Here is a 14119-nt window from a genome sequence, read left to right on the forward strand (position 1 = left end):
CTGTTTGAAAGTCTATTCTTTTTCTTGGTATTTTGGCAAGAAAGTTTCCATCAAGAAGGAAGTATCGTAGTCACCAGCGATAACTCGGTGGTCTGAAATCAGATCCAACTGGAAGTCTGCATTGGTTTGCACTCCTTCAATATCAAGTTCATAAAGTGCCCGTTGCATCTTCATAAGAGCATCAAAACGATTCTCCCCATGAACAATGATTTTAGCAATCATACTATCATAGTAAGGGGGAATGGTATAACCTGGATAAACTGCTGAGTCCACGCGCAAGCCAACTCCACCACTTGGTAGATAGAGATTGGTAATTTTCCCTGGGCTTGGAGCAAAGTTAAATGCTGGATTTTCTGCATTAATCCGGCACTCGATAGCATGACCTCGTAGGACGATATCTTCCTGTTTGAAAGGTAAGGGTTGCCCGGCCGCAATGCGAATCTGTTCCTTCACGATATCAACACCTGAAACAAACTCTGTGACTGGATGTTCAACTTGCACACGAGTATTCATTTCCATGAAGTAGAAATTGCCACTCGCTTCATCAAGAAGAAATTCAATCGTCCCTGCATTTTCATAGCCTACAGACTCTGCTGCACGAACGGCTGCAGCACCAATTTCATGACGAAGGGTTTTGCCGATCGCAATGGATGGGCTTTCTTCTAAGACCTTTTGGTTATTCCGTTGAAGTGAACAGTCCCGTTCACCAAGATGGACAACATGACCCTCTTGATCTGCAAGAATCTGAACTTCGATATGACGAGCTGGATAAATCACACGCTCAAGATACATAGCGCCATTTCCAAAGTTGGCCTTGGCTTCACTGGACGCTGTCTCAAAGGCTGCGACCAAGTCTTCTGCCTTTTCAACCTTACGAATCCCTTTTCCACCACCACCTGCCGATGCCTTAAGCATGACTGGATAGCCAATTTTTTCAGCAACCGCAAGGGCCTCTTCAGCCGTGTGAACTTCACCATCAGATCCTGGGATAACTGGAACCCCAGCCTTGATCATTTGCTCACGCGCATTGATCTTATCTCCCATGGTATCCATTACAGCGCCAGAAGGGCCGATAAACTTAATCCCCACTTCATCACACATCGTGGCAAACTTGGAGTTTTCGCTAAGAAAACCAAAACCTGGGTGAATGGCTTCTGCTTCTGTCAAGACTGCAGACGATAAAATAGCGTTGATATTGAGATAAGACTCTGTCGCCTTACCAGGTCCGATACAGATGGCTTCATCCGCTAGGAGTGTGTGAAGAGCTTCCTTATCAGCAGTTGAATAAACTGCTACGGTCGCAATGCCCAATTCACGCGCAGCTCGAATAATGCGAACCGCAATCTCACCACGGTTAGCAATCAAAATTTTACGAAACATGGAGAACCTCCTTAGTTTCCAATTGCAAAGGTAAGAGTACCACTCGCTGCAAGTTTACCATCTACTTCAGCCTTTGCTTCAACCACAGCAATCGTACCACGACGTTTGACAAAAGTAGCCGTCATGACTAATTGATCACCTGGTACAACTTGCTTCTTGAACTTAACCTTGTCCATGCCAGCATAGAAGACCAGTTTCCCTTTATTTTCAGGTTTGGACAATTCCAAGACACCAGCAGTCTGGGCCAAGGCTTCCATGATAAGAACACCAGGCATGACTGGGTATTGAGGAAAATGACCATTGAAGAAAGGTTCGTTGATGGTGACATTTTTAATGGCAACAATGGTATCCTCGCTCACTTCCAAGACACGGTCCACTAGGAGCATAGGGTAGCGATGGGGTAGAGCTTCTTTGATTCCTTGAATATCGATCATTTGATACGTACCAATCCTTTACCGAACTCAATCATTTCTTCATTTGAAACGAGAATTTCTGTCACCACACCATCCTTAGGTGCAGGAATTTCATTCATGACTTTCATGGCTTCGATGATTACCAAAGTCTGACCTTTTTTAACACTGTCTCCGACTGTGACAAAGGCAGGTTTATCTGGTCCAGCGGCCAAGTAAGCCACCCCTACAAGTGGGCTCTCAACGACATCACCCTCTGGAGCAACAGTCGTTTCAGCTGGTGCTGGAGCTTCTTCCACAGCACTCTCTACTGGAGTTGAAGGGGCAGAAACTACTGGACTTGCAGCTACTGCAGTTGGTGCTGGAACAACTTGAGCTGGAGCTTCAGAAGCCATTCTTGCTTCATTCTTACTGAACTGCAATTCGTCCGCTCCGTTTTTATAAGAAAATTCTCTCAAACTTGATTGGTCAAATTGAGCCATCAAGTCCTTGATCTCATTTAAATTCATAATTATTTATTCTCCCAACGTTTGAAAGCAAGAACCGCATTGTGTCCACCAAAACCAAAAGTATTTGAAATGGCATAAGGAATTTCTTGCTCCAAGCCTTGTCCATAAACGACATTGGCTTCGATATAGTCGGACAACTCGCTTGTTCCAGCTGTCATTGGAACAAAGTTATGACGCATGGCTTCGATTGTAGCGATTGCTTCTACCGCGCCTGCCGCACCAAGCAAGTGTCCTGTAAAGGACTTGGTTGAAGATACAGGTACTTCTTTACCAAGAACAGCTACGATCGCACCACTTTCTCCTTTTTCATTAGCAGGAGTTGAAGTTCCGTGGGCATTGACATAAGCCACTTGCTCTGGAGAAATCTCTGCTTCTTCCAAAGCCAATTTAATTGCCTTGATTGCACCTTGACCTTCTGGATGAGGTGAAGTCATATGGTAAGCATCACAGGTATTTCCATAACCAACTACTTCAGCCAAGATGGTCGCTCCACGTTTTTCAGCGTGTTCAAGACTCTCAAGAACCAGCATTCCAGAACCTTCTCCCATGACAAAACCATTACGATCTTTGTCAAATGGAATAGAAGCACGAGTTGGATCTTCTGTAGTTGATAGGGCTGTCAGAGCTTGGAAACCAGCGATGGCAAAAGGAGTGATAGATGATTCTGATCCACCTACTAACATGACATCTTGGAAACCAAACTTGATTGAACGGAAGGCATCGCCAATAGCATCATTTGATGAGGCACAGGCTGTATTAATTGATTTACAGACACCGTTTGCTCCAAAGCGCATGGCAACATTTCCCGAAGCCATATTTGGCAAGGCTTTTGGAAGTGTCAATGGCTTAACACGTTTTGGGCCTTTTTCGTGAAGACGGATAACTTGGTCTTCGATTTCTTTAATTCCCCCAATACCAGAAGCCACGATGACACCAAAGCGATCTTTATCGATTGCTTCTACATCAAGATTAGCATTTGTCACCGCTTCTTGAGCTGCGTACAAGGCATACAAAGAATAGTTATCAAAACGGTTGGTATCTTTTTTGACAAAGTATTTATCAAAGGGGAAATCTTGAACTTCTGCCGCATTGTGCACAGCAAATTCGCTATGGTCAAACTTAGTGATTTCTCCAATTCCGATTTTCCCAGTTTGCAAACTGTTCCAAAATTCTTCTGGAGTATTTCCGATAGGAGAGGTCAATCCATAACCTGTTACTACAACTCGATTTAGTTTCATCTGTCTTACCTATATCTTTCCTTATTTTTTACATGCTAAGTCCGCCATCAACAGCGAGAACTTGTCCAGTCAAATAATCTTGTTGGGCTAAGAAGACCGTGGCATCTGCGATATGTTCTGCTTGTCCAAAACGCTTCATTGGGATTTGTGCTAGCGTCGCTTCCTTGACCTTATCAGACAAAACAGCAGTCATATCCGATTCGATCATTCCTGGTGCAAGAGCATTTACTCGCACATTGCGATTGGCAACCTCACGTGCTACTGACTTGGTAAACCCAATCAAACCTGCTTTAGAAGCTGCATAGTTGGCCTGCCCGATATTTCCCATCAAACCGACCACACTAGACATGTTGATAATCGCACCTTCACGTGCCTTGATCATCTGTTTCAAGACTGCTTGCGTCATGTTGAAAGCACCTGTCAAGTTGATCTTAATCACTTTTTCAAAGTCTTCTTCGGTCATCTTGAGCATAAGCGTATCTTGAGTGATCCCAGCATTGTTGACCAAGACATCAACAGAACCGAGTTCTGCAATCGCTTGATCTACCATACGCTTGGCATCTGCAAAGTCTGAAACATCACCTGAAATCGGTACTACTTTGACACCATAGTTTGAAAACTCAGCCAGCAATTCTTCTGAGATTGCTCCGCGACTATTCAAAACTACATTAGCGCCTAGTTGGGCAAATTTGTGAGCAATGGCAAGTCCGATACCACGACTTGAACCTGTTACAAAGACATTTTTGTTTGTAAGTTGCATTCTATCTCTCCTGTTTCCTGTTGTATTTTGTGGGAGAAGGGATCATTAGTTTCCTAACAAAGCATCCAAGCTTGCTTGGTCTTCAACGTTAGCTAGCTGAGCTGTTTTATCGATTTTTTTGACAAAGCCTGATAGGACCTTACCAGGACCAATTTCAATAAAGTTGGTTACCCCAGCATCCTGCATCACAGCAATACTTTCATAAAAACGAACAGGTTCTTTGACCTGACGCGTCAAAAGCTCTTGGATTCGATCTTTTTCCATAACAGCAGCTTCCGTATTGCCAACTAGTGGGCAAGTGAAATCAGCGAAACTCACTCCCTCAAGAGCTTCAGCTAGTTGCTGACTAGCTGGCTCAAGAAGGGCAGTATGGAAAGGACCAGATACATTTAAAGGAATCAATCGTTTTACTCCTGCTTCCTGCAAGAGTTCAACTGCGCGGTCAACCGCAGCCACCTCACCACCGATGACGATTTGGCTTGGGGTGTTGTAGTTAGCTGGAGTCACTACTCCAACTTTAGAGGCTGTTTCACAAGCTTCCTCAATCACTTCAACTGGAGTATTAAGAACGGCAACCATCTTCCCAGAGCCTGCAGGTGCAGCTTCTTCCATATAAGCACCACGTTTAGCAACCAAGGCAACTGCATCCTCAAAGTCCAAGGCACCACTTGCTACAAGAGCAGAATATTCCCCAAGAGACAATCCTGCTACCATATCTGGCTGGTAACCCTTTTCTTTCAATAGTCGGTAAATAGCAACCGAAGTCGCTAAAATAGCTGGTTGCGTATAGCGAGTCTGGTTTAACTTGGTTTCTTCCTTATCAATCAAGTCACGGAGGTCATAACCCAAAACCTGACTGGCTTGGTCAATTGTTTCCTTGACGATAGGGTAGCGATCATAGAGGTCTCGTCCCATCCCTAGATACTGAGCACCTTGACCTGCAAATAGAAAGGCTGTTTTAGTCATTTCTTACAACTCCTGCCCAACGAGAGGCTTCTTCCTGAATTTTCTTGGCAGCGCCATAGTATAGATCTTTTAGGATTTCTTCAACGGTTTCTTCTTTAGAGACCAAACCAGCGATCTGACCTGCCATGACAGATCCACCTTCTACATCTCCATGAACAACGGCTTTAGCAAGAGCACCAGCTCCCATTTGTTCAAAGATTTCTAAATCCGGATTTTCTTGTTTAAAGGCATCTTTTTCAGCCTGCTCAAAGTCACGTGTCAACTGATTTTTAATGGCACGAACAGCATGTCCAAAGTGCTGAGCTGAAATAGTCGTATCGATATCACGCGCTTTTAAGATTTTTTCCTTGTATTTTGGATGGGCGTTAGATTCCTTAGCTACTACGAAACGCGTACCAACTTGAACAGCCTCTGCACCAAGCATAAAGCCTGCAGCGACACCTTCACCGTCGGCAATTCCTCCAGCTGCGATAACTGGAATTGAAACAACTGCAGCAACTTGGCGAACCAAGGTCATCGTTGTTAATTTACCAATATGTCCACCGGCTTCCATCCCCTCTGCAATAACTGCATCTGCACCAATTTTTTCCATGCGTTTTGCCAAAGCAACACTTGGAACAACAGGAATAACTGTAATTCCAGCATCATGGAAACGAGTCATGTATTTACTTGGATTTCCTGCACCAGTTGTCACCACCTTGACCCCTTCTTCAATCACGAGATCAACGATGTCTTCTACAAAAGGTGACAAGAGCATGATGTTAACACCAAAAGGTTTGTCCGTAAGTGATTTGATTTTATCGATATTAGCCTTTACGACCTCTTTAGGTGCATTCCCCCCACCGATAATCCCTAAACCGCCAGCTTTAGAAACAGCTCCGGCCAAGTCGCCATCAGCGACCCAGGCCATTCCTCCTTGGAAGATAGGATAATCAATGTTCAATAATTCTGTAATACGTGTTTTCATAGTGCCTCCATCAGTCCTTGCTTACGTAATAGTTCGATTAGTATATTATTTGAGTCTCAAACCATTACCTAAACAAGAGGGAGTGGGTTCCCCCAACTCCTTCTATATCTTATTCGTTCTTATTTTGTTTTCTCTTCAACATAGGCAACCAAGTCACCAACTGTTTTCAAGTCATCTTCTGCTTCGATTTGGATATCAAAAGCATCTTCAATTTCTGAGATTACTTGGAACAAGTCCAATGAGTCTGCATCCAAATCATCAAAAGTAGATTCAAGTGTTACTTCTGATGCATCTTTTCCAAGTTCTTCAACGATAATTTCTTGTACTTTTTCAAATACTGCCATGATAGGACTCCTTTAAAATATAAAAATTTATAACAATGTGTTCACCACATGATTACCTAGATTGTAAGAATGAGCGTGCCCCAGGTCAAGCCTCCACCGAAGCCTGATAAAAGAATCGTTTGGCTACCGTCTACACGGATCAACCCCTGATCCACACACTCTGATAGTAAAATCGGGATGCTTGCCGCACTGGTATTCCCATACTCCATCATATTGGCTGGAAGTTTGTCGCGATCAACACCGATTTTTTTAGCCATTTTATCCAATATGCGGATATTGGCCTGATGAAGCAAGAGATAGTCCAAATCAGATGCTCCCACTGGACTTTCGTCAATGGTCTGCTTGATTGACCTAGCAACATCTCGAATCGCAAAATCAAAAACTGCTCGCCCATCCATTTTCAAAAATGCAGGAACTGCTTCTTGATTAGAGAAGGGGGAAGTCAAGGACGTTTGGCCATAAGTTAAGCACTCGCTTCGAGTACCATCACTGTGCATACTCTCTGCAAGGAAGTGGCGGTTCTCACTTGTTTCCAAGAGAACTCCACCAGCACCGTCTCCAAAGAGCACCGCAGTAGATCGATCTGACCAGTCAACCGCCTTAGACAAGGTTTCAGCACCGATAACAATCCCTTTTTTAAACTGTCCAGATGTCAGAAACTTTTCAGCAGTTGAAAGTGCAAAGATAAAACCACTGCAAGCAGCTGTAAGATCAAAAGCAAAGGCTCTGTTAGCACCAATATTGGCCTGAACTCGCGCTGCTGTAGAAGGCATCATTGAGTCAGGTGTGATTGTTGCTACAATGATAAAGTCAATCTGCTCAGCTTCTATACTCGCCTTAGCCAGTAAGCTTTTGGCAACTTCTGTCGCCAAATCACTCGTTGACTCCGTTTTTGAAATATGTCTCTGTTTAATTCCTGTACGACTTGAAATCCACTCATCGCTTGTATCCATTATTTGAGCCAAATCTTGATTGGTGACCACTTGCTCTGGTACATAATGAGCAACCTGGCTTATTTTAGCAAAAGCCATTATTTCAAATCCTCCAAAAATTGATAAAGGTTAGTCAAGCCCTTGCCCATAACTTTCATCTCCTCAGGACTCATACCCTCGATAATTTTTTCAACCATGGCCTTGTGGAAACGTTTATGAAGGCGGTGGACTAAACGACCTTTCTTTGTCAAATGTAGATAGACCACACGACGATCCTGTTCGGAACGAATTCGCTCAATATAACCCTTTCTTTCTAGGTTATTCAAGCTCGTCGTAACAGTTCCTAAGGTTACCATCAGTTCTTTGGAAACTTTGCTAGGCGTTGCCTCAGGGAATTTTCCAATCACATCGATTGTGTGCATTTCTTTGATGGAGATATCTTTGAATCGACTACCTCGTAAGCTAACCTCCTCAATCACAAGGACATTATTAAAAATGGATGTTAAATAATCATTTACTCGTTGGTAGTCCAAACTTTTTCCCTCCTCCTCAAAAAACTTTTACAATCAAAACATTTGATAGAAAAAGTATATCAAACTTCAAAAGATAGTGCAAGTATTTTTTTACTTTCCTGAAAATTTTGGTCGTCTTCTTTCTGAATGAGCGCGAACTCCTTCTTTGAAATCTTCGGTTTGAGCTAAGGATTCCTGCAGCTTCAACTCCAATTCGGCATAATCTTGCCAATCCTTAAATTGGCTTTCCCAAACCAGCTTTTTAATCGCTGCATAGGAATTAGCTGAACCACGTCTGAGTTTTTTTAGAACCTGGTCTCTTGTTTTTTCCAACTTATCTGCCTCACAGACTCGATAAACGACGCCCCACTCCAGAGCTTTTTCCGCTGTCAAGGCTTCTCCTGTCATGGCAAGCTGGGCTGCTCTTGTCACTCCTATACTACGACTTAGGAGATGAATACCTCCTGCATCGGGAGCCAACCCAACCCCGACAAAGGCCTGAATGAACTTGGCCTTGTCTGTTGCTATACAGAAATCAACCGCTACTGCCATATTTGCTGCAGCTCCTGCAACTGCCCCATCTACTTCCATCAAAACAGGTTTGGGTATTTGCTTGATCTTATAGGAAATTGTATTGACCAATTCTGCGATTTTTGTCAGTGAAGGAATATCATCCTCATCCACCGCCCGCTTCATCTCGACCAGGTCTCCCCCCACTGAAAAGACCTTCCCATTAGCATTTATCAAGATATACTGTACAGCTTGTTCCTGCTCTGCCAAGGTCAAAGCTTCTAAGATTTCCTCACACATTGGGATGTGGAAACCATTTGCAACTTCAGGACGATTCAAAGTAATAATAGCTAGATCATCTAAGATCTGGTATAGGATATGATTCATAGCTTCTCCTTTTGTATGATGATAAAATTATTTTATTACCAAAGTATACCTTTTTTGGGATAAGGGAACAAGAAAAAAACAACTAAAAGTGTCTCAGCCGATTATTTCACCTTCGTTTATGAATTTGAGGAAAATTGACTTTCCTACTTTTTCTATTTATCAATTCCTAGAATAAATTAACATTTACTTCTATTAAAATAGGAAGATATTTTCTTCATTGAAAAAAGCCTCTCTTTCTGCTATAATCGTATAAAATACTTACTTGAGGAGTCCCTATGAAGGTTGTAAAGTTTGGTGGAAGCTCTCTTGCCTCTGCTAGTCAGTTAGAAAAAGTTTTAAACATCGTTAAAAGTGATAAGGAACGCCGTTTTGTAGTCGTTTCTGCACCCGGAAAACGCAATGCTGAAGATACGAAGGTAACCGATGCCTTGATTAAATACTATCGCGACTATGTGGCGGGAAATGATATCAGTACTAGCCAAAATTGGATTATCGACCGCTATGCTGCTATGGTGAGCGAACTAGGCTTAAAACCAACTGTTTTAGAAAAAATTTCTAAAAGTATCCGTGCCTTAGCGACTCTTCCTATTGAAGATAATGACTTTCTCTATGATACCTTCCTAGCGGCTGGAGAAAACAACAACGCCAAATTGATTGCAGCCTACTTTAACCAAAATGGCATCGATGCGCGTTATGTTCATCCTAGAGAAGCGGGAATTATCGTGACAAGCGAACCTGGAAATGCTCGCATCATTCCATCTAGTTATGACAAGATTGAAGGATTGGCTGACAGCAATGAGGTCCTTGTTATTCCTGGTTTCTTTGGGGTTACTAAGGAAGGTCAAATCTGTACCTTCTCACGTGGTGGATCCGACATAACAGGTTCCATCATAGCTGCAGGTGTCAAAGCTGACCTCTACGAAAACTTTACGGATGTTGACGGTATCTTTGCAGCCCATCCTGGTATCATTCACCAACCGCACTCTATCCCTGAATTGACCTACCGTGAGATGCGTGAATTGGCCTATGCAGGTTTCTCTGTCCTTCACGATGAAGCTCTGCTCCCTGCCTACCGTGGGAAAATTCCTCTGGTTATCAAAAACACCAATAACCCTGACCATCCGGGCACTCGTATCGTTCTAAAGCATAGCAGTGATAAATTCCCAGTCGTTGGAATCGCTGGTGATTCTGGCTTTGTCAGCATCAACATGTCGAAATACCTCATGAACCGCGAGGTCGGATTTGGTCGCAAGGTTCTGCAAATCCTTGAAGACCTTAACATCGGTTGGGAACACATGCCAACTGGTATCGATGATCTTTCAATCATTCTCCGTTCTCGCGAACTCACTCCTATCAAGGAAGAAGAAATCCTGCGTCAGTTGGTCCAAAAAGCTGAAGTAGACCATGCAGAAATTGAACACGATCTGTCCATCATTATGATTGTCGGAGAAAAAATGAAGAGTCACATCGGTGTAACAGCTACCGCAACACGCGCTCTATCTGAAAATAAAATCAACATCCAGATGATGTCCCAAGGCTCAAGTGAAGTTTCCATAATGTTTGTTGTCAATAAAGAGCAAGAAAAGGCAGCTATCAAGGCTCTCTACCACGCCTTTTTCGATGAAAGTAAGGAAGATTAATCATGGCCCAATCACTCAATAAAGTCATTGACTTACAAACCACTGGAACATCCTATCTTTCCATCTCGGGAAAAGTCGGAAAATTTCTAGTTGGGGATCAAGCCTTAGAGTTTTATCCTGATGTCAATGTCGAACAATATATCCAAATTCCCTGGTCAAGTATTCAGCAAATTGGAGCCAACGTAAGTGGTCGCAAAATCAGTCGCCACTTTGAAGTCTTCACTGATCAAGGAAAATTCCTCTTTGCTTCAAAAGACTCAGGTGCCATTCTTAAAATTGCTCGCGAAAAACTGGGCAATGACAAGGTTGTGAAACTTCCTACTTTACTCCAGACCATTGGTCAAAAATTCAAAAATCTATTTGCAAAAAAGTAGAAACTTTAGTATAATCATAGCAACGGATAAGTAGGTTATCCTCTTCTTCCAGAAAGTCTGCGGGTGCTGCGAGCAGATAGGAGGGGTAAGTGAAATTCTACCGTTAGTAACAATTACATACACAATCAAGTGCACACCTGTGAAGTTGGATGGAACCGTGGCCCTGCCACTCCAACGCTTTGTCAGGTGTGTTTTTTTCATAAAGGAGTTCTTATGTTAGATATTAAACGTATTCGTACAGACTTTGATGCTGTCGCAGAAAAATTGGCTACACGTGGTGTAGATCCTGCTGTCTTAAACGAGATGAAAGAAATCGATGCTAAACGTCGTGACATCTTGGTCAAGGTTGAAAACCTCAAGGCAGAACGCAACACAGTTTCAGCTGAGATTGCCCAAGCCAAGCGCAACAAGGAAAATGCCGATGACAAGATTGCTGCGATGCAAAACTTATCTGCTGAAGTCAAAGCCTTGGATGCGGAATTGGCGGACATCGATGCTAAATTGACAGAATTTACCACTACTCTTCCAAATATCCCTGCTGACAGTGTTCCTATCGGAGCCGACGAAGATGACAATGTGGAAGTCCGTCGTTGGGGAACTCCACGCGAGTTTGACTTTGAACCAAAAGCTCACTGGGATCTTGGTGAAGATCTTGGTATCCTTGACTGGGAACGTGGAGCAAAAGTTACTGGTGCTCGCTTCCTCTTCTATAAAGGCCTTGGTGCTCGTTTGGAACGTGCTATCTACAACTTTATGTTGGACGAGCATGGAAAAGAGGGCTATACTGAAATCATCACACCATACATGGTTAACCATGATTCTATGTTTGGTACTGGTCAATATCCAAAATTCAAGGAAGATACTTTTGAATTGAAAGACACTAATTATGTCCTCATTCCTACAGCTGAAGTGCCTCTTACAAACTACTACCGTGATGAAATCCTTGACGGTAAAGACCTACCAATCTACTTTACCGCTATGAGTCCATCATTCCGTTCTGAAGCTGGTTCTGCTGGTCGTGATACTCGTGGTTTGATTCGTCTGCACCAATTCCACAAGGTTGAAATGGTCAAATTTGCCAAACCAGAAGAATCTTATGAAGAATTAGAAAAAATGACAGCCAACGCTGAAAACATCCTTCAAAAACTCAATCTTCCATACCGTGTCGTTGCCCTCTCTACTGGGGATATGGGCTTCTCAGCTGCCAAAACTTACGACTTGGAAGTTTGGATTCCAGCCCAAAATACCTACCGTGAAATCTCAAGCTGTTCAAATACAGAAGATTTCCAAGCCCGTCGTGCTCAAATCCGTTACCGAGATGAAGCCGATGGCAAGGTAAAACTCCTTCACACTTTGAACGGTTCTGGACTTGCAGTTGGACGTACAGTGGCTGCAATTCTTGAAAACTATCAAAATGAAGATGGTTCTGTAACTATTCCAGAAGCACTTCGTCCATATATGGGTGGAGCTGAAGTTATCAAACCATAAAAATAAGGTTTAGCTATTTCTAGCTAGACCCTTTTTCGTAACCAAATCAGATAAGCACCCAATACAAAGAATAAAATAGTTAGGCATATAACAGTTTCAGCCAACACCAGATAATCCAGAAATGGAAGTTTCAAAATTCCCTGAGCCATCTTGAGCGAAGTAGCTGTGATAATTGTTGGAAAAGTGAGGGCTGAGAAGGCTGGTTGAAATCCTTGTTTTAAAATATTAGGCAAGCGAGTTAAAACAAAGAAAAAGAAGGATTGAGATGCCAAAATCATGACGATCAAGAGCCAAGTCGGTAAACCTGCTCCTCCAACTCGAACTAGGGATGCCAGAAGTAGAGAAAAGGGAGCACAGTAGATTCCTTCCTGTCCAAGCAAGGCTACTGGGAGTGGAGTTTTCTTTAAATCCCTATAAATAAGCGGATAGAGATAGAAGGTCAAGACAAAACCAAAACTCAAGGTCGCATAGGCAATCTCGATAATGCCTACCAGAGGATAGGTCAAGGCTGCCACAGCTATCCCCACATAGAGCACCGTCCAGCTAGGAGTCGCATTGACCCTCCGACCTGGGCAGGCAAATTTGATGGTAAAAGTAGCAATCAACGCTAAATCCAAGAGAAAGGAAAACCACCAGATCCCTTGTGCTAGCAAAGGAAGAGCAGGGAATACGCGAAAGGCATAGGTCGATAAAATCATCCCAGCCATGGGAAAAGTGGCCATCCCAGACAAAAGAGGGGGCTTGGTCAATTCTTGCTTGGTTTCCTTCCAATTAAAAAGATGAAGAATCAGAAAGTAAATCCACAAAATTAAACCTGTCAGACTAAAAAGATGGGACAGAACCGGCAACGTATCTAAAATAAGATTTCCAGCTCCTGCCAAACCTAGCAAACAACCAGAAAATACCAAGGGGAGTTTTTTCATCCTAATCTCCGTTAATCATATTATTATTAGTATAGCATAAAAGCGCTTAAAATAGCACAGAAAAATGAAGACTGGATGAATCAGCCTTCATTTTTTCTCTATGATTCGAACTAAGCATACGGTTGTAATTCTGGGTTAATAGGCGTATTAGCTAGGTTGTTGGTATAGTTGCAAAGACTGGCAAGACTAACACCGAGAACCACATCCAGGGCATTTTGTTGCGTGTAGCCAGCTTCCAAAAATTCAGCCAAGGCTTCATCTCCTACACGCCCTTTGGTATTGATGACCGCCAAGGTAAACTTAGCTAGGGTGTCCAATTTAGGATCTGTTTCAATCGGAGTGCGGTTGCGAAGGGCTTGGAGAAGATCATCATTCATCTGGATTTGTTTGATGGAAAAGGCTGTGTGACCTGCGACGCAGAAAGCACAACCATTGGTTACGGCAGCTGTGATTTGCACTACTTCACGCTCTACTGGTGTCAGGCTGTTGCGACGGTTGATGGCTCCGACAGTTCGGTAGGCTTCAAGCGCGGTTGGGGCATTGGCCAAGAGACCGATTAGGTTGGGAATATAGCCATTGTTATCTTTTTGTACTGTTTCGAGAACTTCTCTCACTTCTGCTGGTGCTGATTCTACTGTGTGGATGGTAAATGTTGTCATAAGAAACCTCTTTTCATTTTATTGTCATTTAGTCTATCATAGAATTTTCCACTTGGATAATATATATTTTCAATCGCCTTGATAGGAAATGTCTATGAAATGAAAAAAATCACACTAAAA

Annotated in this window: 16 protein-coding genes; 3 read left to right on the forward strand and 13 right to left on the reverse strand. The window is 42.9% G+C overall.

Features of this window, described 5'->3' with window-relative positions; genetic code table 11:
- Positions 1–12: 12 nt before the first annotated feature.
- The 11 genes from accC to ACXYSL_RS03045 form a co-directional block, all read right to left on the reverse strand.
- On the reverse strand, positions 13–1380 hold the full coding sequence (gene accC / locus ACXYSL_RS02995) for an acetyl-CoA carboxylase biotin carboxylase subunit (protein WP_458623924.1): 1368 nt from the start codon (positions 1378–1380) through the stop codon (positions 13–15).
- Positions 1381–1391: 11 nt separating this feature from the next.
- Complete coding sequence (fabZ, locus tag ACXYSL_RS03000) at positions 1392–1814, reverse strand: 3-hydroxyacyl-ACP dehydratase FabZ (RefSeq protein WP_000565515.1); 423 nt, start codon at positions 1812–1814, stop codon at positions 1392–1394.
- Positions 1811–2299, reverse strand: a complete 489-nt coding sequence (gene accB, locus ACXYSL_RS03005; RefSeq protein WP_458623925.1) for an acetyl-CoA carboxylase biotin carboxyl carrier protein — start codon at positions 2297–2299, stop codon at positions 1811–1813. The genes fabZ and accB overlap by 4 nt, the downstream gene beginning before the upstream one ends.
- Before the next feature lie 2 nt (positions 2300–2301).
- Positions 2302–3537, reverse strand: coding sequence for a beta-ketoacyl-ACP synthase II (gene fabF / locus ACXYSL_RS03010; RefSeq protein WP_458623926.1), 1236 nt, complete (start codon positions 3535–3537; stop codon positions 2302–2304).
- A gap of 28 nt (positions 3538–3565) precedes the next feature.
- Positions 3566–4297, reverse strand: a complete 732-nt coding sequence (gene fabG / locus ACXYSL_RS03015) for a 3-oxoacyl-[acyl-carrier-protein] reductase (protein ID WP_096421710.1) — start codon at positions 4295–4297, stop codon at positions 3566–3568.
- Positions 4298–4342: 45 nt separating this feature from the next.
- Positions 4343–5263 (reverse strand): ACP S-malonyltransferase, encoded by a 921-nt coding sequence (gene fabD, locus ACXYSL_RS03020; protein ID WP_458623927.1) that lies wholly within the window; start codon positions 5261–5263, stop codon positions 4343–4345.
- Complete coding sequence (fabK, locus tag ACXYSL_RS03025) at positions 5256–6230, reverse strand: enoyl-[acyl-carrier-protein] reductase FabK (protein WP_007520587.1); 975 nt, start codon at positions 6228–6230, stop codon at positions 5256–5258. Before fabK ends, fabD begins: the two co-directional genes overlap by 8 nt.
- A 119-nt stretch (positions 6231–6349) precedes the next feature.
- Positions 6350–6574 (reverse strand): acyl carrier protein, encoded by a 225-nt coding sequence (locus ACXYSL_RS03030; RefSeq protein WP_007520589.1) that lies wholly within the window; start codon positions 6572–6574, stop codon positions 6350–6352.
- A 56-nt stretch (positions 6575–6630) separates the two neighbouring features.
- The gene (locus ACXYSL_RS03035) at positions 6631–7605 is read right to left on the reverse strand and encodes a beta-ketoacyl-ACP synthase III (protein ID WP_007520591.1); all 975 of its coding nucleotides are present in this window, start codon (positions 7603–7605) and stop codon (positions 6631–6633) included.
- Entirely contained in the window at positions 7605–8039 is a 435-nt protein-coding gene (gene fabT, locus ACXYSL_RS03040) for a fatty acid biosynthesis transcriptional regulator FabT (protein WP_045617632.1), read from the reverse strand. Before fabT ends, ACXYSL_RS03035 begins: the two co-directional genes overlap by 1 nt.
- A gap of 90 nt (positions 8040–8129) precedes the next feature.
- Positions 8130–8915 (reverse strand): enoyl-CoA hydratase, encoded by a 786-nt coding sequence (locus tag ACXYSL_RS03045; RefSeq protein WP_458623928.1) that lies wholly within the window; start codon positions 8913–8915, stop codon positions 8130–8132.
- Between the two features lie 275 nt (positions 8916–9190).
- On the opposite strand from ACXYSL_RS03045, the gene ACXYSL_RS03050 reads away from it, so the two are divergent.
- The 3 genes from ACXYSL_RS03050 (at position 9191) to serS (ending at position 12417) form a co-directional block, all read left to right on the forward strand.
- The gene (locus ACXYSL_RS03050; RefSeq protein ID WP_458623929.1) at positions 9191–10555 is read left to right on the forward strand and encodes an aspartate kinase; all 1365 of its coding nucleotides are present in this window, start codon (positions 9191–9193) and stop codon (positions 10553–10555) included.
- Positions 10556–10557: 2 nt separating this feature from the next.
- Positions 10558–10929: a DUF956 family protein gene (locus ACXYSL_RS03055; protein ID WP_000079370.1), complete on the forward strand. Its 372-nt coding sequence runs from the start codon at positions 10558–10560 to the stop codon at positions 10927–10929.
- Between the two features lie 213 nt (positions 10930–11142).
- Positions 11143–12417 carry a serine--tRNA ligase gene (gene serS, locus ACXYSL_RS03060; protein WP_458623930.1) on the forward strand — a complete coding sequence of 425 codons (1275 nt, stop codon included), beginning with the start codon at positions 11143–11145 and terminating at the stop codon, positions 12415–12417.
- A gap of 23 nt (positions 12418–12440) precedes the next feature.
- Here serS and ACXYSL_RS03065 read toward each other — a convergent pair whose 3' ends face one another.
- Entirely contained in the window at positions 12441–13340 is a 900-nt protein-coding gene (locus ACXYSL_RS03065; RefSeq protein ID WP_458623931.1) for a TDT family transporter, read from the reverse strand.
- A gap of 110 nt (positions 13341–13450) precedes the next feature.
- On the reverse strand, positions 13451–13999 hold the full coding sequence (locus ACXYSL_RS03070) for a carboxymuconolactone decarboxylase family protein (RefSeq protein ID WP_458623932.1): 549 nt from the start codon (positions 13997–13999) through the stop codon (positions 13451–13453).
- Positions 14000–14119: the final 120 nt, after the last annotated feature.

It is taken from the genome of Streptococcus sp. V913, from assembly GCF_054353455.1.

Bases quoted from the DNA above. Each gene is read 5' to 3' on its own strand.
- accC (WP_458623924.1), bottom strand. From the start codon at position 1,380: ATGTTTCGTAAAATTTTGATTGCTAACCGTGGTGAGATTGCGGTTCGC.
- ACXYSL_RS03055 (WP_000079370.1), top strand. From the start codon at position 10,558: ATGGCCCAATCACTCAATAAAGTCATTGACTTACAAACCACTGGAACA.
- serS (WP_458623930.1), top strand. From the start codon at position 11,143: ATGTTAGATATTAAACGTATTCGTACAGACTTTGATGCTGTCGCAGAA.
- fabK (WP_007520587.1), bottom strand. From the start codon at position 6,230: ATGAAAACACGTATTACAGAATTATTGAACATTGATTATCCTATCTTC.
- accB (WP_458623925.1), bottom strand. From the start codon at position 2,299: ATGAATTTAAATGAGATCAAGGACTTGATGGCTCAATTTGACCAATCA.
- ACXYSL_RS03050 (WP_458623929.1), top strand. From the start codon at position 9,191: ATGAAGGTTGTAAAGTTTGGTGGAAGCTCTCTTGCCTCTGCTAGTCAG.
- ACXYSL_RS03030 (WP_007520589.1), bottom strand. From the start codon at position 6,574: ATGGCAGTATTTGAAAAAGTACAAGAAATTATCGTTGAAGAACTTGGA.
- fabD (WP_458623927.1), bottom strand. From the start codon at position 5,263: ATGACTAAAACAGCCTTTCTATTTGCAGGTCAAGGTGCTCAGTATCTA.
- fabZ (WP_000565515.1), bottom strand. From the start codon at position 1,814: ATGATCGATATTCAAGGAATCAAAGAAGCTCTACCCCATCGCTACCCT.
- ACXYSL_RS03045 (WP_458623928.1), bottom strand. From the start codon at position 8,915: ATGAATCATATCCTATACCAGATCTTAGATGATCTAGCTATTATTACT.
- ACXYSL_RS03035 (WP_007520591.1), bottom strand. From the start codon at position 7,605: ATGGCTTTTGCTAAAATAAGCCAGGTTGCTCATTATGTACCAGAGCAA.
- fabF (WP_458623926.1), bottom strand. From the start codon at position 3,537: ATGAAACTAAATCGAGTTGTAGTAACAGGTTATGGATTGACCTCTCCT.
- ACXYSL_RS03070 (WP_458623932.1), bottom strand. From the start codon at position 13,999: ATGACAACATTTACCATCCACACAGTAGAATCAGCACCAGCAGAAGTG.
- ACXYSL_RS03065 (WP_458623931.1), bottom strand. From the start codon at position 13,340: ATGAAAAAACTCCCCTTGGTATTTTCTGGTTGTTTGCTAGGTTTGGCA.
- fabG (WP_096421710.1), bottom strand. From the start codon at position 4,297: ATGCAACTTACAAACAAAAATGTCTTTGTAACAGGTTCAAGTCGTGGT.